Origin of the sequence: Mesorhizobium sp. CO1-1-8, from assembly GCF_020164875.1 — a bacterium.
Lineage (GTDB): Bacteria > Pseudomonadota > Alphaproteobacteria > Rhizobiales > Rhizobiaceae > Mesorhizobium.
The window spans coordinates 17,066-37,971 of the sequence record NZ_JAIUGZ010000025.1; the positions used below are offsets into that span (position 1 = coordinate 17,066).

Sequence of the window (20,906 nt, forward strand, 5' to 3'; positions counted from 1 at the left end):
CGGCGGCCATCATTCTGCGGCTTGCCCCTTTGCGAGTGCGTCGTTGGCGGCGTCGGCGGGACCGTCCTCAAGCAGGAACCCGCCCGACTGGCGCTGCCAGAGCTGCGCGTAGAGCCCGCCCTTGGCGACGAGTTCTTCGTGCGAACCTTCCTCGATGACACGGCCCTTGTCCATCACCACCAGCCTGTCCATCGCCGCGATGGTCGACAGCCGGTGCGCGATGGCGATGACGGTCTTGCCTTGCATGAGCTTGTAGAGATTCTCCTGGATCGCCGCCTCGGCTTCGGAATCAAGCGCCGAGGTCGCTTCGTCAAGGATAAGTATAGGTGCGTCCTTCAACATAACGCGAGCAATGGCGACGCGTTGCCGCTGACCGCCGGACAATTTGACGCCGCGGTCACCGACATGGGCATCGAAGCCCTTGCGGCCGCTGGCATCCGAAAGCCCTGATATGAAATCCAGCGCCTCGGCGCGCCGCGCCGCCTCGACAAGCATCTCGTCGGTGGCATCGGGCCGGCCATAAAGGATGTTCTCGCGCACCGAACGATGCAGCAGCGAGGTGTCCTGCGTGACCATGCCGATCTGCGCACGCAGCGAATCCTGCTTCACACCGGCGATCTCCTGGCCGTCGATCAATATCTGCCCGGCTTCGAGGTCGTAGAAGCGCAGCAACAGGTTGACCAGCGTCGACTTGCCGGCGCCGGAACGGCCGACGATGCCGACCTTCTCGCCCGGCTTCACCGCCAGCGACAGGCCTTCGATCACACCCTTCTGCTTGCCGTAGTGGAAGCGGATGTCCTCGAACCGGATCTCACCCCTGGAAACGCTGATCTCCTTCGCGTCCGGCCTGTCCTCGACAAGGCGCGGCAGCGAGATCGAGGCGATACCGTCCTGCACCGTGCCGATGTTCTCGAACAGGCCCGACATTTCCCACATGATCCATTGAGACATGCCCCACAACCTGAGCACAAGGCCGATGACCACGGCGACCGCGCCGATCGTCACGGCTTGCCCCAGCCACAGCCACAGCGCCATCGCGGTCACTGAGAACAAGAGCAGCGCGTTCAGTATGTAGAGCGAGCCGAAAAGCACTGTCACCAGCCGCATCGACCGGTAGACCGTTTCGAGAAAGCCGGACATGCCGTCTTTGGCGAATGACGCTTCCCGGCGTGCATGGCTGAACAGCTTGACCGTCTGGATGTTTGAGTAGCTGTCGACGACCCGGCCCGTCATGATCGAGCGCGCATTGGCCTGTTCCTCGCCGACCTTGCCCAGCCGGGGAATGAAAAACCGCAGCAAAAGGATATAGCCGACCAGCCAGACGCCGAGCGGCGCGGCCAGCCGCCAGTCGGCCGAGCCGACAATGAGCAGCATGCCGAGGAAATAGACGATAACGTAGTTCAGGACGTCGATCACTTTGATGACGCATTCGCGCACCGCGAGAGCCGTCTGCATCAGCTTGGTCGCGATGCGGCCGGCGAACTCGTCCTGGTAGAAACTCATCGACTGCTTGAGCAGATAGCGGTGCACCTGCCAGCGGATGCGCATGGGATAATTGCCCATCAGCGTCTGCTGGTTGAGGAGCGAATGCAGCCATACCGTGCCCGGCAACGCGAACAGCACGATGAAGGCCATGCCGGCGAGCTTCCAGGCTTCCGTCTGCAGGAAGGTTTCGCGATTCTGCCCCGACAGCCAGTCGACGATGCGGCCGAGGAAGCCGAACATCCATACTTCCGCGATCGCGATGGCCGTCACCAGCACCGCGTCGAAAAGGATATAGGGCCACGCGCCGCGCGTATAATGTACGCAGAAGGCAACCAGCGTCTTGGGCGGCTCGACCGGTTCCGCCGCGGGGAACGGATCGAGCCTTTTTTCAAACCAGCTAAACAACAACATAGGTCATGCCTGTGAAATGTATTTGCCGCTTACGCGGCACGTGAGCGTACGAAGTCCCCGGTACCATGGCATCAAGAGCCGACGGTCCGGAATCACCCGGACCGTCGGCCCTACTTCGCGCAATATAGGGGCTCGCGGGCTTTTCGCCGACAGCTGCGCCAGACGATCCTGACGACACGGTGCCGCCAGCCCGGTTTTTCGCGCCCGGCCTGACCAGCCGGATGATCCGGCGCACCAGCGACGGCCGGCTCGGATCGGGAACCGCGCGCGAAAAATCGACGTCCGGCAGCATGCCGCGATGCGGTCGGCGGCGAACCTCGGCGTGAACCGCCGACGAATAGGTGTCGCCGATCAGCAGCGCCCAGGTCGGAAGTCGGTGGATATGCAGGCTCCTCGAGCCCGGTATTCTGTAGGGATCGAACATCGGTCCGTCCTCCGTGTTGAAATAGAGATAAAATGGATGATCGACGTCCTGCCGCGGGATCGGCGACGGATCAGTCGAGACGCGTTGGGACGGGGCCATCGGCCCCTTCGGCAGCTTGAAAAACATCGCAGGATTCCTTCGAAGACCAGGGAATGGTTTCGGCGGAGATCGGTGCGGAAGTGCCTAAAAGATCAGGAGAAACGTCGTACCGAAACCGCCAGGGCGCAAGTAAGCCCACGGGTGGGGCGCTGGATGTGCATGGTCATCATGAATTACCCCTCCATCGGTTCGGGTTGACAATGCTGGCCGTATACCCGACTTCGCAGAAAATGGCCACCCGCAGGTCGAGGAATTTCCAAAACCGCGAGCCCGCTGTGGCCGATCCGCCACTTATTAGAAGGACGCGGAAATGAACTGTCGTCTCCGCATCGCCCTCTACCAGCCTGACATTGCCGGCAACACCGGAACAATCCTGCGCTTCGCCGCGTGCCTCGGACTTGGCGTCGACATCATCGAACCGGCCGGATTTCCGCTCTCCGACAAAGCGCTCAAGCGAGCCGGCATGGATTACCTCGAAATGGCTGCCCTGACCCGGCATGTCGACTGGCACGCCTTCGAGGACTGGCGCAAAACTGGCGCGCCGGCTGGTGCTGCTGTCGACCAAAGCCACGGTCGCCTACACGGATTTCGCCTTCGCCGGCGGCGACATATTGCTGTTCGGCCGCGAATCCGCAGGCGCTCCGGATCCTGTCCATCAGGCGGCGGATGCGCGGCTGACCATCCCCATGCAGGGAGCGGCGCGCAGCATCAATGTCGCGCTGTCCGTCGCCATGGTGGCGGGCGAAGCCATCCGGCAACTCGGATAGGATCCGCAACCCGTCGGCAACACCACGTCTGTCGGCGACGACGACAGGGGCTTCCCCACTTGTTGTTACCCAGGCGCACATCGCCTTCTCCTGCATTTGCCCAAACGATCTTTCTTCGCTACAAGCTCAACTTAACTTGAGGTCAAGAAGAAAAAACGGAGCGGAAAGTCAGGAATGGCACCGGTAACGGAATTGACGGTCGGCCAGGTCGCCATGCGCAGCGGTGTGGCGGTGTCGGCGCTGCATTTCTACGAGGCCCGCGGCCTGATCCGCAGCCACCGCACGGCGGGCAACCAGCGCCGCTACGGCCGCGACGTGCTGCGGCGGGTGGCGATCATCAAGGTGGCGCAGGAGGTCGGTATCTCGCTGGCCGAGATCGGCGAACCCCTGGCATCGCTGCCGGAGGGCCGCACGCCGACGCGCGATGACTGGAACCTTTTGTCGACCGCCTGGCGCGACGGGCTCGATCACAAGATCGCCCAGTTGAAGAAACTGCGCGACGGGCTGACCGACTGCATCGGCTGCGGCTGCATGTCGATCGACAAATGCCCGCTGCGCAACAAGGGCGACCGGCTGGCGAGGGAAGGCACAGGCGCTAGGCGGCTGGTGGCCGGCTGAGCAAGCTGCGCTTCAATCAGCTACCGGCAACCGCCTGATGGTGAACTCGATCAGGTCGCCCGGCCGCTCGAACCAGCTTTCGATCTCGGTCCAGTAGGCCTGCTTGGGAAAGCGCTCGAACCATTCCTTGGCCTTGAGCCGCGCATCGGAGCGCGGCAGCACGAAGGTCTCGCGCAGAAAACCGTCGCGCGGCATGCGCACGCGCTCGGCACGGCTTTGGTCGAGCCTCTTCTTCAGGCCATCCAGCGGCGGTCTTGCCGGGGTGCGCACGAAACAACTCCTTGCACCGTAATGACACTTGACCCTGTCCCCTAAGAGATTAGGGATCGCGCCCGGAAAAGACGAGTCTTTTGTCGACTCACCGCCCCGCAACCGGAGACGGCACTTGGAACGACCTGAAATACCGGCAGGGTTGCCCGCCGACATCGAACAGAAGAAGATGAAGGCGCGCCTCTGGTTCGAGGCGCTGCGCGAACGCATCTGCGCCACGTTCGAGCAGATCGAGCAGGACCTTGGCGGGCCGCTGGCCTCGTGGTCGCCCGGCCGCTTCGAAAAGACCCCATGGGAACGCGACGAGGGCCGCGGCGGCGGCGGCACCATGTCGATGATGCACGGCCGCGTCTTCGAAAAGGTCGGCGTCCACACTTCGACCGTCCATGGCGAGTTCTCGCCCGAGTTCAGGAAGCAGATGCCCGGCGCCGAGGAAGACCCGCGCTTCTGGGCATCCGGCATTTCGCTGATCGCGCACCCGTGGAATCCCAACGTTCCGGCCGTACACATGAACACGCGCATGGTGGTCACATCCAGCCAATGGTTCGGCGGCGGCGCCGATCTGACACCAGTGCTTGATCGCCGCCGCACCCAGGACGACCCTGATACCGTCGCCTTCCACCGTGCCATGCAATTCGCTTGCGAGAAGAATGTCGCGGTGGCCGATTACCCGAAATTCAAGGCCTGGTGCGACGAGTACTTCTATCTGCCGCACCGCAACGAGCCGCGCGGCACCGGCGGCATCTTCTTCGACTGGCTGCATTCGGGCGAGGACAAGGGCGGCTGGAATGCCGATTTCAACTTCGTCCAGGATGTCGGACGTTCTTTTCTCGTCGTCTACGGTCACCTCGTGCGCGCCAACTTCAACGAGAACTGGACCGATGGCGACCGTGACGAACAACTCATCCGCCGCGGCCGCTATGTCGAATTTAATCTGCTTCACGATCGCGGCACCATCTTCGGACTGAAGACCGGCGGCAATGTCGCGTCCATTCTCTCCAGCCTGCCGCCCGAGGTTCGCTGGCCGTAACAAAATGGTGAGCGGGGCGTGAGCCGCATTGATGTCACATTCGCCCGAAATGGGCATGGAATGTGGCACAAGGTGCGGCGAAAAATTTCTTTTTCGTCTAATAGGCTGGTGAAAAGACTGGTCTATTTGTGGCGCTGGGTCGGGAAGCGCCGGCGGTTCGCCTGCGCGCAATTCCAGGAAAGTGCGAAACGGCTTCCGACCGGAATTGCGTCAAGACAAAGCGAGCCGCGACCCGACGCGACCGGACGGCCCAGGACGATGCGGGACATCTTCGTCAAAAAGATGCCCGCCTTTCCAGGAGTACCTCGCATGCGCAAGATCATTGTTTCGGCGGCCGCCGCTGCCCTTCTCGCTTCCGGTTCGGTGGCATTCGCCGCCGTCAAGCACACCACCGGGACGATCAAGACCTTTGACACGACGGCCATGACCCTGGTCCTCGATGATGGGTCGTCTTTTACGCTTCCCAAGACCTTCAAGGATCCTGGCCTGACGGTCGGTGAAAAGGTCCGCGTCTCATGGGATATGAAGGGCAAGAACAAGGTCGCCGAGGCCGTCAAGGTCGCAAAATGATGGCTTGCCCGCCAGAGCAGGATGAGACGATATCCGCTCCTGTTTCGGGGTAGCGTAAGAGGGCGGAGCAGCGCCTGCTCCGCCTTTTCGCCGTTGACTGCAACCAATGCCACCCCATCTGTGTTATGTTTCTCCCGCTCGCGGCCCCAGGATCCGATCTCGGATTTGGACCGTCAGCCAAAAAAGTGCCGGAGCCTCGAGCTCCACGGAGGAAAGGAGAAATCTCATGAAGGAATTTCACTGCGGGTCGCTCGTGCCCGGCTGTGACTGGCATACACGTGCCAACGAGGAAGCCGAGGTCATGCGCCGTGCCGTCGAGCACATGCGCGAGACGCATGGCGAGACGGTCATCCGCGAGACGATGATCGAGGCGATCCGCTCGCGCATCGAAAAGACCCGCGACGCGGCCTGATCTACCCGGCCTTCAAGGCTTCGGCGGCGCGCTTGAGGAGCGCGTCGCGATCGGGGGTAAACCCGGCTTCGACCCATTCCGCTTCGAGATTCCGGAGGATTTCGCCGAGTTTCAGGCCTGGAGTTGCGCCGAGCGCCGTCAGATCGGCACCTTTCAGCGGAAACAACGGCTTTTCCCATTTGGTGGCGAAGGCAAGCAGGCGCGAAAAGCCACCGGCTTCGAGCAGCGCCTCGTTGTCCTCGACGGCGCGCACCCTGGCTGCCGCAAGCGACAGCCGCAGACGGTCGACAAACCCTTGCCGGTCAGCGCGATAGAGCCTTTTCGCCAGTTCGCCCTCGGTCGTCTTCGGCTCGACGGCGGTGGCAAGCGCCCAGTGGCGCAGGCGATCCGCTTCAGCGGTCGAGAGTTTGAGCCGCTCGGCCAGCGTCTCCATGCGAGCGGCATCGGGCGGCACGACCGCTTCCAGTCTGAGCAGCGGGTCGGGTGCCCAGCCCAGATCCTTCCCGGCCTTGGCCAACCCATGGATGGCATCGATGCCCCATTTCTCGCTTTCCGGCAGCGCTGCGGTCAAGACACCTGCCTGCCGCATCCAGAGCAGTGCCCGTGACGGATCGGGCGCCGACAAAAGTTTCTTCAGTTCCGACCAGATTCGCTCGGACGAAAGCTGGGCCAGTCCTTCCTTAAGCCGGGCGCAGGCTTTCAGCCCTTCGGCGTCCGGCCGTCCGTCGCCGTACCAGGCGAAGAAGCGGAAGAAGCGCAGGATGCGCAGGTAGTCTTCGCGAATACGCGCTTCCGGGTCGCCGATGAATCGCAGCCGGCGCGCCTCGATGTCGGCAATGCCGCCGACCAGGTCGACCACCTTGCCATCGGCCCCGGCATAGAGCGCGTTGATGGTGAAGTCGCGCCGCTCGGCATCGAGCTTCCAGTCGCGCCCGAACAAGACTTTCGCGCGCCGCCCGTCCGTCTCGATATCGGCGCGCAACGTGGTGATTTCATAAGGTTTTCCGCCGGCAACCACGGTGATTGTCCCATGCTCGATGCCGGTTGGCACCGCCTTGAACCCTTCCGCTTCGGCGCGGCGGAGGGTTTCCTCCGGCAGGCAGGTGGTGGCGATGTCTATGTCGGCGACCGGGTGGCCCATCAGCGTGTTGCGCACCGCGCCGCCGGCGACTCGCGCCTCTTCACCGCCTTCGGCCAGTGCGAACAGCAGGCGCTGCAGATGCTTGTCGGTGAGCCAATCAGCCCTGCCCGCGATCGAGACACTCACGCATAGAGCCTTTCATAAAGGGTACGAATGATGCCGGCGGTGACGCCCCAGATGCGCCGGTCGCCGTAAGGCATGTCGTAGAAGAACCATTCGAGATCGTTCCACATACGGCTGTCGCGCTTGTGGTTCGCCGGGTCCATCAGGAAGCGCAGCGGCACTTCGAAAGCGGCATCGACCTCGTCGGCGTTGAGCGTCAGCTGGAAACCGGGCCGCACGATGCCCAGCACCGGAGCGATACGGTAGCCGCTGCCGGCCACATAATCGGGCATGCGGCCGATGATCTCGATGCGGTCTTGGCCAAGCCCGATCTCCTCGAAGGTCTCGCGCAGCGCCGCCGCCTCAGGGCTCGGATCCGTCGGATCGATGGTGCCGCCGGGAAATGCCACCTGCCCCGAATGGCTGCGCAGCTTTTCGGCCCGTTTGGTCAGGAGAACCGTCGCATCACCCTCATGATCGACCACCGGGATCAGCACCGCGGCATCGCGCAGCGCCTTGCCCTGGTTGAGGCGCGGATGGCCGGGGTTGAAGCGATGGTCGCCATAGTCGTCGTCGCCTGCATGCGCATCGGGCTGCACGGCAAAGCGCGCGCGAAAATCCGCGGATGAAAACGGCCCCGGCGTCACCTGGTCCATCACGCACTCAGCCGCTTCAACTGGTCCGCCGGCATGATCGGGAACACCGCGCCCTTGGAGCGCACCGCGAACATCGTCTCGCCGCCGATCTCGACCTCCTCGCCATGCCCGACCAGTTCATACATCACCGGCCGCGCCACCAGCGCCTCCAGACGGCCACGCACCAGCACATAGGGTTTCAATCCGCCGGTCTCGTTCTCATCGACAAACCGCAACGGCCGTTCCGGCCCGGCCTCGACGACATCGCCGACATTGGTGCGGAAGGTGATGATCTGCGCTTCGCCGTTACCCGAAACGTCCATTTCGACGGCGATGAACGGCGCATCGGCGACGCGGATGCCGACCTTTTCCACTGGTGTCACCAGATAGGTCCTGCCATCGGCGTCCTTGCGCAGCACCGAGGAGAAAAGCTGCACCAGCGGCATGCGGCCGATCGGCGTGCCCAGATAGAACCAGGTGCCGTCGGCCCGGATTTCCATGTCGAGATCGCCGCAGAAGTCCGGATTCCAACGCTCAACGGGTGCTGCGCCCTTGCCGGCGCGGGCCGCGCGCGAGATCAGCGCCTCAAGACCGCGCGCCTCGGTGGCATCAGTCAGGCTTTCTTCACGATGTCCCAAGGGTCCCGTCATGGTCACGAAATAGTCACTGTTGTTCCGCTTGTCAGCCTAAGTCTGTGATTTAAGTTTTGACATAGGCGCCACGCGAGGCCGAATCGCGGCAACTTATGGTATGGTGCAGCCGTTGTTCCAGCCATGGTCTTCCAACCACAAGCCAACCACAAGGATCGATGCGGCATGAGCGTGATGGTCAAGGAAAGCCCGATCAGCGAAAAGGACATGATCGCCGAGGCCGAAAAGGCGCTTGCCGACATCTCCCGGATCCGCGACGGGGTCGGCCGGGTCATCTTCGGACAGGAAAGCGTCGTCGAGCGTACGCTGGTGGCGCTGCTGGCCGGTGGCCATGCGCTTTTGGTCGGCGTGCCGGGCCTCGCCAAGACCAAGCTGGTCGAAACACTTGGCATCGTGCTCGGCCTCGATTCGCGTCGCATCCAGTTCACGCCGGACCTGATGCCGTCCGATATTCTCGGCTCCGAAGTGATGGAGCAGGACGAGACCGGCAAACGCTCCTTCCGCTTCATCTCCGGGCCGATCTTCGCCCAGCTGCTGATGGCCGACGAGATCAACCGCGCGTCGCCGCGTACCCAGTCGGCGCTGCTGCAGGCCATGCAGGAATACCACGTCACCATTGCCGGCGCCCGCCATGACCTGCCGGCGCCCTTCCACGTGCTGGCAACCCAAAACCCGCTGGAGCAGGAAGGCACCTATCCGTTGCCCGAGGCTCAGCTTGACCGCTTCCTGATGCAGGTCGATATCCTGTATCCCGAGATCGAGGCAGAGCGCCGCATCCTTCTGGAAACCACCGGCATCGAGGACGCGAAAGCGCAAAACGTGCTGCAGCCGGTGCGGCTGAAGGAGATCCAGACGCTGATCCGCCGCATGCCGGTGCCTGAAAGCGTCGTCGAGGCGATCCTGACGCTGGTGCGCTCGGCGCGTCCGGGCGAAGGCAACGCCGAGACCGACAAGAACGTCGCCTGGGGTCCCGGCCCGCGCGCCAGCCAGGCGCTGATGCTGTGCACAAGGGCGCGCGCGCTTTACGACGGACGGCTGGCGCCCTCGGTCGACGACGTGCGTGCGCTGGCCGAGCCGGTGCTGCAGCATCGCATGGCGCTGACCTTCGCCGCCCGCGCCGAAGGCACCAGCGTGCGTGACGTGGTGGCGAAACTCGTGAAAGGGATTTGATGCCGCGCATCGGCGAGGTCCAGGCTCCGGCAGCGACGCGTGACGCGCTCGCTCGTGGCCGGTTGCGGGCCTCGCTTGTGCCAGACCTGCTGGTCGAGGCGCGGCGCATCGTCAACACCGTGATCGCCGGCTGGCATGGCCGCCGCAAGCGCGGCATCGGCGAGAATTTCTGGCAGTTCCGGCCCTATGTCGAGGGCGATTCCTCGCGCATCGACTGGCGCCGCTCGGCCCGCGACGACCACACCTACGTGCGCGACCGCGAATGGGAAGCCGCCCATACCGTCTGGCTGTGGGCCGACCCCTCGCCGTCGATGCTCTACAAATCGACCGGCGCCAGCGTTTCCAAGCAATCGCGCGCTTTGGTGCTGGCGCTGGCCATGGCCGAGCTGTTGTCGCGCAGCGGTGAGCGCATCGCCTGGCCGGGCCTCACCGACCCGTTCACCGCCCGCAACGGCGCCGAGCGCATTGCCGCCCAGTTGATGCATGCCGGCGAGCTGCCGGCAAAACCCGGCCTGTCCGACATCAGGCGCTTCTGCGACATCGTCATCGTCAGCGACTTTCTCGATCCCGTCGAGGAGACGATGGCCTGGCTCGACGTGCTGGCCCGCCACGGCGTGCGTGCCCACCTGATCGAGGTCGCCGACCCGGCCGAGGAGACCTTCCCCTATGCCGGCCGCACCGAATTCACCGATCCCGAGACCGGCGACAAGCTGACCGCCGGCCGCGCCGAAATGCTGGGGGATGAGTATCGCCTGCTCTACACCGCCCGGCGCCACGAACTGGCGGCCTGGTGCAAGCGGCTTGGCTGGAGCTTTACCGTCAATCACACCGACCGGCTCGCTTCCGACGCGCTGGTACGGCTGCACATGGCGATGACCACTGATGGCCCCTCGGTCAGGCCGACCGCTGGCGGTCGTGCAGGCACGATCGCTGGTGACGATCGGCCAGGAAAGGCTGTCGCATGAGTTGGCTGCCGCTCTCCTTTGGCGCCCCCATGGTGCTGTGGGGCCTGCTGGCACTGCCGGTAATCTGGTGGCTGCTCAGGCTGACGCCGCCCAAGCCGCAGACCGAAATCTTCCCACCGCTGAAAATCCTGGCCCGCGTGCTGAAGCGCGAGGAGACGCCGCAGCAGAGCCCGTGGTGGCTGACGTTGCTAAGGCTCTTGATGGCGGCGCTCATCGTCGCCGCATTGGCCGACCCGGTCTTCAATCCGCGTGAAAAGCTGCCGGCCGAGGGAGCAGCGCTTGCGCTCGTCATCGACAATGACTGGGCAAGTGCCGCCGACTGGGGCAAACGCGTCGCCACCGCCGAGCGGCTGATCAACGACGCCGGCTCCAACGGCGTACCCGTCGTCATCGCCTTCACCGCCGAAAAGGCCAATGCCGAGATCGGCCCGTTCGATGCCGCCACCGCCCTTGACCGGCTGCGCGCCGCCAAGCCGCGGCCGATCCCGACCGACCGGCCCGCCGTCTATGCCCGCGTCGCCGGCGCGCTGGAAACCTTGCCTGGGGCCAGTGTCGCCGTGCTTGCCGACGGCCTGGCGGCGAAAGGCGATGAAGCCGCCTTCAACATACTTTTGTCGAAAAATGCCGCCCGTGTCGTCTGGGCAACCGCCGACAGGCTGTCGCTGACCGGCCTGACCGCCGCCGACAACCAGGTCGACGGCTTTGCACTGACCGCCATCCGCGCGCCGGGCGATCCCGCCCCGGCTCAGGTCACCGCCGGCGCCTTCGATGACAAGGGCCGCCGCATTGCCGATGCGACGCTGACCTTTTCGCCTGGCGAAACCACCGCCACCGGCACCATGGCGGTGCCGTTCGAGTTGCGCAACGACTTCGCTTCGATCGCGCTCGACGGCGAGCGGCAGGCCGGTGCGGTGCGCGTCCTCGACGAAAGCTCCAAGCGCCGCCGCGTCGGGCTGCTGTCGCAGGCCGAGGCCGACCAGGCGCAGCCGCTTTTGTCGCCGCTCTACTACATCAGGCGAGCGCTGCAGCCCTTCGCCGATCTGGTCGAACCCTCCAGCGCCGATCTTGCCGACGCCATCCCGCAGATCCTCGACCAAAAGCCCGCGATGATCGTCATGGCCGATATCGGCACCATTCCCGGACAGGTCCGGCAGAGACTTGTCGATTGGGTCGACAATGGCGGCACGCTGGTGCGTTTCGCCGGTTCGCGGCTGGCTATTGCGAGCGATGACGACGATCTGCTGCCGGTCCGCCTGCGCACCGGCGAGCGTTCGCTCGGCGGCGCGCTGTCATGGACGTCGCCGCAGCCTGTCACCGAATTCCCCAAGGCCGGCCCGTTCGCCGATCTGGCGCCGCCGACCGAGGTCACCGTCAGCAGGCAGGTGCTGGCCGAGCCGACGCCCGATATCGTCGAGCGCACCTGGGCGGCCCTTGCCGACGGCACGCCGCTGGTCACCGGACTGAAGAAAGGCAAGGGCACGCTGGTGCTGTTCCACGTCACCCCTGAGGCAACCTGGTCGAACCTGCCGATCTCAGGCAGCTTCGTCGAGATGCTGCGCCGCATCGTGCAGCTGTCGCGCAACCAGGGCGCGGCCATCGCCAATGCCGAAGCCGCCGCGGCGTCGCTGGCGCCCTATCGCATGATTGCAGCCGACGGCTCGCTGGTGCCGCCGACGCCGGATGCACGGCCGCTTGTACCGGGCGCCGGCGCGCTGCCGGTGACTTTTGAAAACCCGCCCGGTCTCTATGGTTCCGAGACGGGTGTATTTGCCCATAATTTGCTTGAAGCCGACAGCACGCTGGCCCCGCTGGCGCGCCCGCAAATCGCTGTTCCCGTCACCTCGATCCAGTATGCCTTTGACGAATCGCGCAATTTGAAGGGCGCGCTGGTCGCGGCCGCCCTGGTGCTGATGCTGCTTGATACGCTGGCGGTGTTCTGGATGGGCGGCCTGTTTTCACGCCGGCCGCGCCGCGCCGGTGCCGTGGCAACAACCGCCGCGGTCCTGATTGCGCTCGGTGCCTTGTTCGGCCACGCAGACCTTGCCCGCGCCGACGACGCCAAGCCGGGCGACGAGGTTGCCATCGAAGCGATTTCGAAGACCCGCATCGCCTATGTGCTGACCGGCGTGCCGGGCGACGATTCGATCAGCCGCGCCGGGCTTGAGGGCCTTACCCGCTTCCTGGTCGAAAAGACTGCACTGGAACCGGGCGCGCCGGCCGGTGTCGACATTTCGAAGGACGAGCTGTCGTTCTATCCCTTGATCTACTGGCCGATCGATCCGGCCGCCCCGATGCCGAGCCAGGCCGCCATCGCCCGCATCGACGCCTATATGCAGCAGGGCGGCACGGTGCTGTTCGACACCCGCGACCAGTTCGCCAACGGCATCGGCGCCGATTCGACCAGTCCGGCTACGGAGCGGCTGCGCGACATCCTCGGCAACCTCAACGTGCCGCCGCTGGAGCCGGTGCCCTCCGACCACGTGCTGACCAAATCCTTCTTCATCCTGCCCGAATTCCCCGGCCGCTTCGCCGGCAGCCCACTGTGGGTCGAGGCGTCGCTCGAAGCCAGCAATGCCGAGAACCGGCCGGTGCGCACCGGCGACGGCGTCTCGCCGATCATGATAACCGCCAATGATTTTGCCGGCGCCTGGGCGGTCGACGAGAATGGCGATCCGCTGCTGCCGACCGTACCGGCGGACCCGATGCAGCGCGTCTACGCGTTGCGCGCCGGCGTCAACATCATGATGTACATGCTGACCGGCAACTACAAATCCGACCAGGTGCACGTGCCCATACTGCTCGAACGGCTGGGGCAGTAAGATGATGTCTTTTATTGCACCTCCGCGGAACGACCCTCCCAGATGGGAGGGTAAGGAATGAACTGGTCGATCTCCTTCGAACCGCTGATCTCCTGGCCCCTGCTGGCCTTGGCGCTGGTACCGCTGGCGCTGCTGGTGCTTGTCGGCCTGTGGTTTCGCCAGCGCGGCTCGGTCTTCCGCTTCATCGCCCTTCTGGCGCTCGCCGCCGCTTTGTTCAACCCGGTGTTCCTCAACGAGGAGCGCGAGCCGCTGAAAAGCGTTGTCGCCCTCGTCGTCGACCGCAGCCAGAGCCAGGACATCGGCGAGCGCACCAAGCAGACCGACGAGGCGCTGGCCGGGCTGCAGCAGCGGCTTGGCCGCTTCAAGCAGTTCGACGTGCGCGTCGTCGAGGCCGGCAAATCCGAGGCCGCCGAAGAACGTACCGAGACACGGCTGTTCGGCGCGCTTGAAGGCGCCTTCCGCGACGTACCGCCGTCACGCATCGGCGGCGCCATCATGATCACCGATGGCGAGGTCCATGACGCCCCCCCGGGCGCGCCCGATTTCAACGCCCCCCTGCATGCCCTGATCACCGGCAACGACCACGAAAAGGACCGCCGCATCCGCTTCGAGAACGCGCCGCGCTTCGGCCTTGTCGGCAAGCCGCTCGACATGAGCTACCGCGTCATCTCGACCGAAAACGAAACCGGCCCGGTCGATGTGCGCGTCTCGGTCAATGGCGAACAGGTTGCGGTCGAGCACGCCACCGTTGGCCAGGCCATGCCGCTGCAGGTGACCATTCCGGGCGCCGGCCGCAACATCGTCGAGCTCGCCATCGACCGTGAGCCGGGCGAGCTGACCGACACCAACAACCGCGCCGTCGCACTGATCGACGGTATTCGCGAGAACCTGCGTGTGCTGCTCGTCTCCGGCGAGCCGCATGCCGGCGAGCGTACCTGGCGCAACCTGCTGAAATCCGACGCTTCGGTCGATCTCGTCCATTTCACCATCCTGCGGCCGCCGGAAAAGCAGGACGGCACGCCGATCAACGAACTGTCGCTTATCGCCTTCCCGACCCGCGAGCTGTTCGTCGAGAAGATCAAGGATTTCGATCTCATCATCTTCGACCGCTACCAGCACCGCGACGTGCTGCCGATCCTTTATTACGACTACATCTCCGAATATGTCGAAAAGGGCGGCGCGCTGCTGATCGCGGCCGGCCCCGAATATGCCGGCGAAAGCTCGATCGCGCGCACGCCGCTGATGGCGGCCCTGCCGGCAATGCCGACCGGCGAAGTTGTCGACAAGGCCTTCTATCCGCGCCTCACCGAACTCGGCCAGCGCCACCCGGTGACACGTGGGCTCGATGGCTCTGCCACCGAGCCGCCGCATTGGAGCCGCTGGTTCCGCACCATAGGCGTGCAGAACCCGGAAGGCGAAGTGGTGATGAAGGGCGCCGACAACCGACCTCTGCTGTTGCTCGACCGCAAGGGCGAAGGCCGCGTCGGCATGCTGCTGTCCGATCAGGGTTGGCTATGGGCACGCGGCTTCGAGGGTGGCGGCCCGCATGTCCAGCTCTACCGGCGCATCGCGCACTGGCTGATGAAGGAGCCCGAGCTCGAGGAGGAGCGGCTGACCGCCGACGGCCGCGGCATGGTGCTGGAGATCCGCCGCCAGACGATGGCTGACGATCCAGGCCCCTCCCAGATCATCACTCCGTCCGGCAAGACACTGACCGTCAAGCTCGATAAATCCGAGCCCGGTGTCTTCCTCGGCAGCGTCGAGACCAGCGAGATCGGCCTCTACCAGGTCGCCAATGGCGACCTGACCGCGCTCGCCCATGTCGGGCCGGTCAACGCACCGGAATTCGCCGACGTCATTTCCACCGAAAACCGGCTGAAGGCGCCGGCGGAAGCCACCGGCGGCAGCGTGCGCCGGCTGGCGTCGTCCACAGCCCTTGGCAGCGACGTGATGCTGCCCTCCATCGTGCCGGTGCGCTCGGCTGGTGCCGCATCCGGCAACGACTGGATCGGACTGCGCACAACAGACGACAGCGTGCTCAAGGCCGTCTCGCGCGTGCCGCTGTTCGGGGGCTTCCTCGGTCTCGGCCTGCTGCTTCTGGCAATGGGTTCGATGTGGTACCGCGAGGGACGGTAACGGCACTTTTCCTTCTCCCCTTGAGAGGGAAAAAGCGCCCTGCTCTACTCCTCCGGCTCCGTCGTGAACATCAGCGGATAGCCCTTGGCCTTGCCGGCATCGGTGGCCCGCGTCGCCTTGGTCTCAGCGACATCCCTGGTGTAGACGGCGACGACACAGACGCCGTGCCGATGCGCGGTGATCATCACTCGATGCGCCTGGTCTTCGCTCAGCTTGAATTCGCCCTTGAGCACCGTCACCACGAATTCGCGCGGCGTGAAATCGTCATTGATGAGGATGACCTTGTAGAGCTTCGGCCGCTCGACCTGCGGCTTGACCTGGACACGCGGTTTTGTGGTGATTTCAGGCATTTGAACCGACAATTCTGCGTAAGCGCCGCGCCATCATTCTCGCACCACAAAAAGCGGCCGTCTATTTTGATCGACGCGCGAAAGCGGTGTCCGGCGGGCGTGGCCATTGACGACTATGTGGGAAAGTGTCGGTTGCCGTTCAACGGTCCTGGCGGCCGAACATGCGGCGGCCGGGAATCTGGCGCGCGGTCGTGGCGGACGGCATGTCAGGAAAGCGGTTTTCTCCGGCATCCGTCCGGCGTTCCAGCCAGGCCGCGATCGGCCACGCTGCGACGCAGACCAGCGTCGCGCCGGTCAGCACGATCAGCAGCCAGGTCTGTGCCGGCGTGATGTAGTCCCAACTGGTGGAAATCGCTGGCGCGAACAGCGAAGGCTCGGTGCGCCCGCTAGCCGGATCCGGCACCGGGCTGGCGGTGAACAGGATGAGCACCCTGGCGACCCCGGTGGCAACCAGGCCACCGAGAGCCATCGAGCGCAGAATGGACGAAAGCCGCTTCTTCATGCGGATTGTCTTACAGGGCCGGCGTTGCAAACGGGTTAAATCAGAAGCCCATGGTTGGAAGCCGCCGGCGTTCAGTTTCCGACCATGCGCTTTGGCAGAAGGCCGCCCCAGCCGGTTTTGCGGCTGGAACGGCCTCGCTAGAACTGACCTCGAAGGCGATCAGGGCTTCTTCGGAGCAGCCTTCGCGGGAGCCATCTTCGCGGGCGCCTTCTTGACCGGGCACTTGTGCTTCTTGGTCACCTTGCAGACGGTCTTCTTGGCGACCTTCTTCGGAGCAGCCTTGGCCGGAGCGGTGGTCGTCGCGGCAGCAGCCGGAGCGGTGGTCGTGGCGGCGGCAGCCGGGGCGGCGGTCGTCGTGGCTGCTGCGTTGCCGAGAACCGGCATCGAGAAGGCGAGGGCAACGGCGAGACCGAGGACGGACAGGAGGGACTTTTTCATGGCTTCGTTTTCCTTTTATGCGGGTCGTGTTTTTAGTTTCACTGAACCGGGTCGTTCGGTGTCACTCCAAGCAGCTTCAAAGCGTTGGCGAGCATCCGGATGCCCTGGGCCTGTTTCTTGGCGGCGCAGTACCGGTTGCCCTTTCTCTGAAGTGCCTTTGCCGCGGTGACCTGCGTTGCCGCGGCGTGGGTTTCGAGGGCTTCATCAAATTGGTGGCTGAGATTGGCGCACCGTTCGCTCCGGGTTGTGAGCGTCGCCTTTGCGTCCGATTGTCCGACAGCGGCAGTGACCAGGCAGAAGCCCAGCAACGCACCCAACAAACTGATCGACAATCTTGGCATCGGTTTATCCGTAAACCCGGAGACTAGCGTCGCAGCCGATGACCTGACCGCCACGAGATCAGTTATGCCTTTGAAATTTTTCAGGAGTTTTTCTGAACTGTAGAATTTTGTTTCTGGATTGTGTCTGAGAAAGCCGGTGTGAACCCATCATAGCCACTGGCCAACATATGGCCTGAATTCTATCGTGTGGGTTGCGACAGAAGGACTTGGCAATCAAAGACAGAAGGGCTTGGCAACAATGACAGGGCTGCTGTGAAATCCGACGCACACATACTGATCGTCGACGACGACAAGGGTATCCGCGACCTGCTGCAGGAATTCTTCCAGAAGCGGGGCCTGCACACTTCTGTTGCCGCCGACGGCATCGAGATGGAGACCATCCTGCGGCGCGTCCAGGTGGACCTCATCGTCCTCGACGTGATGCTGCCCGGCAAGAGCGGGCTGGAGCTGTGCCGCGACCTGCGTGCCCAGTATTCGACGCCGATCATTATGCTGACCGCCGTCACCGAGACGACCGACCGCGTCGTCGGCCTGGAAATGGGCGCCGACGACTACGTGCCCAAACCCTTCGACCCGCGCGAGCTTTTGGCGCGTATCCGCGCCGTGCTCAGGCGCAATGGCACCGCCGAGCCGAAGCGCGCCACCACCAAGCAGATCTACCGCTTCGCCGGCTGGACGATGGACTGTGCTCGGCGCCGGCTGATCGCACCCGACGATGTCAGGGTCGAGCTGACCATGGCCGAATTCAATCTGCTGCAGACCTTCGTCAAGAGCGCACAGCGCGTGCTGACCCGCGACCAGCTCATCGAACTGTCCGGCGGCGACAGCGACTATTCCTTCGACCGCAGCATCGACATCCTGGTCAGCCGGTTGCGGCGCAAGATGGAAGACGACCCGAAGACGCCCAAGCTGATCCTGACCGTACGCAGTGGCGGCTACCAGTTTCTGCCCGAGACGACCTCCGAATGAGACGTTTCCTGCCGCAGACCTTGCCTGTCTGGGTGCTGCTGATCGTCATTGCCGGCCTGCTGATCAGCCAGGTCGCGACCCTCTACATCGTGTCGCGCGATCGCGCCGCCGCCAACGACGTCGTCGACCTCTACCGGCTCAACGACCGTGCCTTCTCGCTGGTGCAACTCATGCATGACGCCAGTCCGGACGAGCGCAAGGCGACGGCGACCGGCCTGTTCAACTCCACTTACGCGCTCACCGTTTCGGACACGCCGGCGGTCACTTCGTCGATCGCCGGCGACGACGAACTGGCCGAACTCGAAGACATCCTCGTCGGCCGGCTGTCGAAATTCGGCATCACCGATGCACGCGTGCGCCGCGATCCGGCAACGCGCGAGGCCGATGACGCGGACGGCACGGCGCCGGGGCCCGACATCGGCCAGGTCGAGCGCGACCTTCTGGTATTGGCCGCCGACTTCGCCCAGAGCGACAAGCTGACGGCGTCGCTGCGCTTCGCCGACGGCCAATGGCTGAACTTCACCGAACCGATCACGCCCGTCGGCCCGATCCTGAGCTTCGACAGCCTGCCGCTCTATTCGCTGATCGCAGGCCTGGTGGTGATCATGTCGATCTGGTCGCTGCGCCGGCTGACGGCGCCCTACCGGATGATGGAGACCGCCGTGAACCGCATCGGCAAGGATCTGAAGAGCCCGCCGATCGCCGAGAGCGGCAGCCGCGAGGTGCGTGCCGCCGCCAAGGCGATTAATGCCATGCAGGCAAGGTTGCGCGAATATGTCGAGGACCGCGAACATCTGGCGGCGGCACTGGCGCATGATCTGCGCACGCCGATGACCAGGATGCGCCTGCGCCTGGAGCTGTTGCGCAAATCGGCGGTCCGCGAGGCGCTGGCGCACGACCTCGCCGATGTCGAGAGCATCGCCAGCTCGGTGATCGACTTCGCCACCTTCGAAGTGACCGAGGAAAAGAACGAACGCATCGATTTCTGGTCGCTCGTGGAATCGATCGCCGACGGCTATGACGACGTGTCGTTCGACGACGAGACCCGTTCGCGCGGGCTGATCTGCATGGCGCGGCCGGTCGCGCTCAAGCGCTGCGTCACCAATCTGGTGCAGAACGCGGTCACCTACGGCAAGAAGGCGCATCTTTCGCTGCGCCGGTCGGAAGACATGATCCTGCTCACCATCCGCGACGAAGGGCCTGGGATACCGCAGGCACAGATCGACGCCGTGTTCGGCTCGTTCGTGCGCCTCGAACAATCGCGCAACCGCCAGACCGGTGGTCTGGGCCTCGGCCTGACCATTGCCCGCAACATCGCGCGCGCCGCAGGTGGCGAGATCCGCCTGTCCAACAACCCCGGCGGCGGCCTGCTGACGCAACTGCGCCTGCCGTTGGCGGCGTAGAGCGTAGCCATAGTTGTGCTTGTTCTGGATATGTTCCTCATTGCGGCTTATAATCCACTGTAGGCTGATGCCAAAGGTAACCGCCTGTTCACGATACACTGCCAGACCAAGAGTGTGGAAAGGCTCGTGAAACCGCTTCGATGATTTGCGCGTTTACGATACAGTTAACGAAGTGCAAGAAAGCGGGAAAGTTTTGTCGAACGTCAAGCAGATATTAGCAATGCTGAGAAGCCGTGCAGAAGGCGACGACGAAACCTTTTTCTCAATCGCCCTGCAAGTCGCCGCAGCGGAAGCACGTCAGGGGCGAAGAACGACCGCCGAAGAAATGCGCTTGGAAGTCGATCGAGCGCGAGCGTCAAAATCCCGTGGCCCGAGCGTCCCGATTTCATTTAGTACACCGCGTGGGAATCTCGAAGGTCTGCTTGAACTCCGCGACCCCAAATTCAAGCTCAAAGATGTTGTGCTGAGCAAGCCACTGGCCGCTCGGATTGCGGATGTGGTCCGTCAGCAACGTCGGCGAGACTGGCTCCGTGAGCACAATAGGGTGCCAAGCCGACGCGTCTTGTTTGTGGGACCTCCGGGATCAGGCAAGACGATGTCTGCTGAGGCTCTTGCTGGTGAGTTGAACCTGCCGCTTTATGTACTCCGGCTGGAGGCGCTGATTACCCGATATATGGGCGATACTGCGGCGAAGTTGCGCTTGGTATTCGATGAAACCGCTAAGCGTCGAGGAGTTTATTTGTTCGACGAGTTCGATGCAGTTGGTGGACAGCGTACTTCGACAAACGATGTGGCCGAGATGCGCCGAGTATTGAATTCCTTCCTGCAATTCATGGAGGAGGACAACGCCACTGACAGTTTGATCGTTTGCTCGACGAACCATCCTTCTTTGCTCGATCGAGCACTATTACGCCGCTACGATCAGGTTCTAGAATTTGACGCGCCGACGGCAGCGCAGATCAGGCAGATCATCGCCTCGAGTGTTAGGCCGATGAGGGCCGGGCGCCTCGCTTGGAAGCGCATTACTGATGCGGCAGAAAATTTGAGCCAATCTGAAATTGTTCGCGCGACAGATGACGCCGTCAAGACAGCCATTCTTGATGAGCGAAATACAATCTCAACGGACGATCTCTTGACGCGCCTTCGCGAAAGACATGAAATGCGGGAGGCCTTTATTAACGTAGGGTCTTCCTCATAAC

General features: G+C 63.7%; 21 protein-coding genes and 1 pseudogene. 12 read left to right on the plus strand and 10 right to left on the minus strand.

Features of this window, described 5'->3' with window-relative positions:
• Positions 1–9: 9 nt before the first annotated feature.
• Positions 10–1,896 (minus strand): ABC transporter ATP-binding protein, encoded by a 1,887-nt coding sequence (locus tag LB558_RS30830; RefSeq protein ID WP_032901410.1) that lies wholly within the window; start codon positions 1,894–1,896, stop codon positions 10–12.
• On the minus strand, positions 1,883–2,446 hold the full coding sequence (locus tag LB558_RS30835) for a hypothetical protein (protein ID WP_224700947.1): 564 nt from the start codon (positions 2,444–2,446) through the stop codon (positions 1,883–1,885). The genes LB558_RS30830 and LB558_RS30835 overlap by 14 nt, the downstream gene beginning before the upstream one ends.
• A 283-nt stretch (positions 2,447–2,729) precedes the next feature.
• Here LB558_RS30835 and LB558_RS30840 point away from each other — a divergent pair.
• Both LB558_RS30840 and soxR read left to right on the plus strand, forming a co-directional pair.
• Positions 2,730–3,186 (plus strand): annotated as a pseudogene (locus LB558_RS30840) (tRNA (cytidine(34)-2'-O)-methyltransferase).
• Between the two features lie 174 nt (positions 3,187–3,360).
• Complete coding sequence (gene soxR / locus LB558_RS30845) at positions 3,361–3,804, plus strand: redox-sensitive transcriptional activator SoxR (protein WP_224700948.1); 444 nt, start codon at positions 3,361–3,363, stop codon at positions 3,802–3,804.
• Positions 3,805–3,816: 12 nt separating this feature from the next.
• Here the strand turns inward: soxR and LB558_RS30850 are convergent, their stop codons facing one another.
• Entirely contained in the window at positions 3,817–4,074 is a 258-nt protein-coding gene (locus LB558_RS30850; protein WP_127257484.1) for a hypothetical protein, read from the minus strand.
• A 115-nt stretch (positions 4,075–4,189) separates the two neighbouring features.
• On the opposite strand from LB558_RS30850, the gene hemF reads away from it, so the two are divergent.
• The 3 genes from hemF to LB558_RS30865 all read left to right on the plus strand — a co-directional run bounded on the left by hemF (position 4,190) and on the right by LB558_RS30865 (position 6,086).
• Positions 4,190–5,104 (plus strand): oxygen-dependent coproporphyrinogen oxidase, encoded by a 915-nt coding sequence (hemF, locus tag LB558_RS30855; RefSeq protein ID WP_224700949.1) that lies wholly within the window; start codon positions 4,190–4,192, stop codon positions 5,102–5,104.
• 309 nt (positions 5,105–5,413) lie between these two features.
• Entirely contained in the window at positions 5,414–5,674 is a 261-nt protein-coding gene (locus LB558_RS30860; RefSeq protein ID WP_224700950.1) for a DUF1344 domain-containing protein, read from the plus strand.
• A 226-nt stretch (positions 5,675–5,900) separates the two neighbouring features.
• Positions 5,901–6,086 carry a DUF1059 domain-containing protein gene (locus LB558_RS30865; protein ID WP_224700951.1) on the plus strand — a complete coding sequence of 62 codons (186 nt, stop codon included), beginning with the start codon at positions 5,901–5,903 and terminating at the stop codon, positions 6,084–6,086.
• Between the two features lies 1 nt (position 6,087).
• Here the strand turns inward: LB558_RS30865 and LB558_RS30870 are convergent, their stop codons facing one another.
• From LB558_RS30870 to LB558_RS30880, 3 genes are read right to left on the minus strand one after another with little or no spacing between them, the layout of a single operon-like run.
• Positions 6,088–7,353, minus strand: coding sequence for a CCA tRNA nucleotidyltransferase (locus LB558_RS30870; RefSeq protein WP_224700952.1), 1,266 nt, complete (start codon positions 7,351–7,353; stop codon positions 6,088–6,090).
• Entirely contained in the window at positions 7,350–7,985 is a 636-nt protein-coding gene (locus tag LB558_RS30875) for a CoA pyrophosphatase (RefSeq protein ID WP_224700953.1), read from the minus strand. Before LB558_RS30875 ends, LB558_RS30870 begins: the two co-directional genes overlap by 4 nt.
• Entirely contained in the window at positions 7,985–8,614 is a 630-nt protein-coding gene (locus LB558_RS30880) for a DUF1285 domain-containing protein (protein ID WP_224700954.1), read from the minus strand. The genes LB558_RS30875 and LB558_RS30880 overlap by 1 nt, the downstream gene beginning before the upstream one ends.
• 165 nt (positions 8,615–8,779) lie before the next feature.
• Here LB558_RS30880 and LB558_RS30885 point away from each other — a divergent pair, with 165 nt between their 5' ends.
• Genes LB558_RS30885 through LB558_RS30900 form a run of 4 tightly spaced genes read left to right on the plus strand, consistent with a single transcriptional unit; the run spans position 8,780 to position 15,704 of the window.
• Positions 8,780–9,784, plus strand: coding sequence for an AAA family ATPase (locus LB558_RS30885; protein ID WP_224700955.1), 1,005 nt, complete (start codon positions 8,780–8,782; stop codon positions 9,782–9,784).
• Positions 9,784–10,749 carry a DUF58 domain-containing protein gene (locus LB558_RS30890; protein ID WP_224700956.1) on the plus strand — a complete coding sequence of 322 codons (966 nt, stop codon included), beginning with the start codon at positions 9,784–9,786 and terminating at the stop codon, positions 10,747–10,749. The genes LB558_RS30885 and LB558_RS30890 overlap by 1 nt, the downstream gene beginning before the upstream one ends.
• Positions 10,746–13,568 carry a DUF4159 domain-containing protein gene (locus tag LB558_RS30895; RefSeq protein WP_224700957.1) on the plus strand — a complete coding sequence of 941 codons (2,823 nt, stop codon included), beginning with the start codon at positions 10,746–10,748 and terminating at the stop codon, positions 13,566–13,568. The genes LB558_RS30890 and LB558_RS30895 overlap by 4 nt, the downstream gene beginning before the upstream one ends.
• A 57-nt stretch (positions 13,569–13,625) precedes the next feature.
• A complete protein-coding gene (locus tag LB558_RS30900; RefSeq protein WP_224700958.1) occupies positions 13,626–15,704 on the plus strand; it encodes a hypothetical protein in 2,079 nt (692 codons plus the stop codon).
• 44 nt (positions 15,705–15,748) lie between these two features.
• Here LB558_RS30900 and clpS read toward each other — a convergent pair whose 3' ends face one another.
• The 4 genes from clpS to LB558_RS30920 form a co-directional block, all read right to left on the minus strand.
• Entirely contained in the window at positions 15,749–16,054 is a 306-nt protein-coding gene (gene clpS / locus LB558_RS30905) for an ATP-dependent Clp protease adapter ClpS (RefSeq protein ID WP_224700959.1), read from the minus strand.
• A 139-nt stretch (positions 16,055–16,193) separates the two neighbouring features.
• Positions 16,194–16,556, minus strand: coding sequence for a hypothetical protein (locus LB558_RS30910; protein ID WP_224700960.1), 363 nt, complete (start codon positions 16,554–16,556; stop codon positions 16,194–16,196).
• A gap of 159 nt (positions 16,557–16,715) precedes the next feature.
• Positions 16,716–16,994 carry a hypothetical protein gene (locus tag LB558_RS30915; protein WP_224700961.1) on the minus strand — a complete coding sequence of 93 codons (279 nt, stop codon included), beginning with the start codon at positions 16,992–16,994 and terminating at the stop codon, positions 16,716–16,718.
• A 38-nt stretch (positions 16,995–17,032) separates the two neighbouring features.
• A complete protein-coding gene (locus LB558_RS30920; protein WP_224700962.1) occupies positions 17,033–17,335 on the minus strand; it encodes a hypothetical protein in 303 nt (100 codons plus the stop codon).
• Positions 17,336–17,587: 252 nt separating this feature from the next.
• Here LB558_RS30920 and LB558_RS30925 point away from each other — a divergent pair, with 252 nt between their 5' ends.
• The 3 genes from LB558_RS30925 to LB558_RS30935 all read left to right on the plus strand — a co-directional run bounded on the left by LB558_RS30925 (position 17,588) and on the right by LB558_RS30935 (position 20,905).
• A complete protein-coding gene (locus LB558_RS30925) occupies positions 17,588–18,304 on the plus strand; it encodes a response regulator (RefSeq protein ID WP_127290180.1) in 717 nt (238 codons plus the stop codon).
• Positions 18,301–19,707 (plus strand): ATP-binding protein, encoded by a 1,407-nt coding sequence (locus LB558_RS30930; RefSeq protein WP_127257508.1) that lies wholly within the window; start codon positions 18,301–18,303, stop codon positions 19,705–19,707. Before LB558_RS30925 ends, LB558_RS30930 begins: the two co-directional genes overlap by 4 nt.
• Positions 19,708–19,900: 193 nt before the next feature.
• Positions 19,901–20,905, plus strand: coding sequence for an AAA family ATPase (locus LB558_RS30935; RefSeq protein ID WP_224700963.1), 1,005 nt, complete (start codon positions 19,901–19,903; stop codon positions 20,903–20,905).
• Position 20,906 lies beyond the last annotated feature (1 nt).

Coding starts and splice junctions, on each gene's coding strand:
- LB558_RS30830 (WP_032901410.1), bottom strand. CDS start 1,896: ATGTTGTTGTTTAGCTGGTTTGAAAAAAGGCTCGATCCGTTCCCCGCG.
- LB558_RS30835 (WP_224700947.1), bottom strand. CDS start 2,446: ATGTTTTTCAAGCTGCCGAAGGGGCCGATGGCCCCGTCCCAACGCGTC.
- soxR (WP_224700948.1), top strand. CDS start 3,361: ATGGCACCGGTAACGGAATTGACGGTCGGCCAGGTCGCCATGCGCAGC.
- LB558_RS30860 (WP_224700950.1), top strand. CDS start 5,414: ATGCGCAAGATCATTGTTTCGGCGGCCGCCGCTGCCCTTCTCGCTTCC.
- LB558_RS30865 (WP_224700951.1), top strand. CDS start 5,901: ATGAAGGAATTTCACTGCGGGTCGCTCGTGCCCGGCTGTGACTGGCAT.
- LB558_RS30875 (WP_224700953.1), bottom strand. CDS start 7,985: ATGGACCAGGTGACGCCGGGGCCGTTTTCATCCGCGGATTTTCGCGCG.
- LB558_RS30880 (WP_224700954.1), bottom strand. CDS start 8,614: ATGACGGGACCCTTGGGACATCGTGAAGAAAGCCTGACTGATGCCACC.
- LB558_RS30885 (WP_224700955.1), top strand. CDS start 8,780: ATGAGCGTGATGGTCAAGGAAAGCCCGATCAGCGAAAAGGACATGATC.
- LB558_RS30890 (WP_224700956.1), top strand. CDS start 9,784: ATGCCGCGCATCGGCGAGGTCCAGGCTCCGGCAGCGACGCGTGACGCG.
- LB558_RS30895 (WP_224700957.1), top strand. CDS start 10,746: ATGAGTTGGCTGCCGCTCTCCTTTGGCGCCCCCATGGTGCTGTGGGGC.
- LB558_RS30900 (WP_224700958.1), top strand. CDS start 13,626: ATGAACTGGTCGATCTCCTTCGAACCGCTGATCTCCTGGCCCCTGCTG.
- clpS (WP_224700959.1), bottom strand. CDS start 16,054: ATGCCTGAAATCACCACAAAACCGCGTGTCCAGGTCAAGCCGCAGGTC.
- LB558_RS30910 (WP_224700960.1), bottom strand. CDS start 16,556: ATGAAGAAGCGGCTTTCGTCCATTCTGCGCTCGATGGCTCTCGGTGGC.
- LB558_RS30915 (WP_224700961.1), bottom strand. CDS start 16,994: ATGAAAAAGTCCCTCCTGTCCGTCCTCGGTCTCGCCGTTGCCCTCGCC.
- LB558_RS30920 (WP_224700962.1), bottom strand. CDS start 17,335: ATGCCAAGATTGTCGATCAGTTTGTTGGGTGCGTTGCTGGGCTTCTGC.
- LB558_RS30930 (WP_127257508.1), top strand. CDS start 18,301: ATGAGACGTTTCCTGCCGCAGACCTTGCCTGTCTGGGTGCTGCTGATC.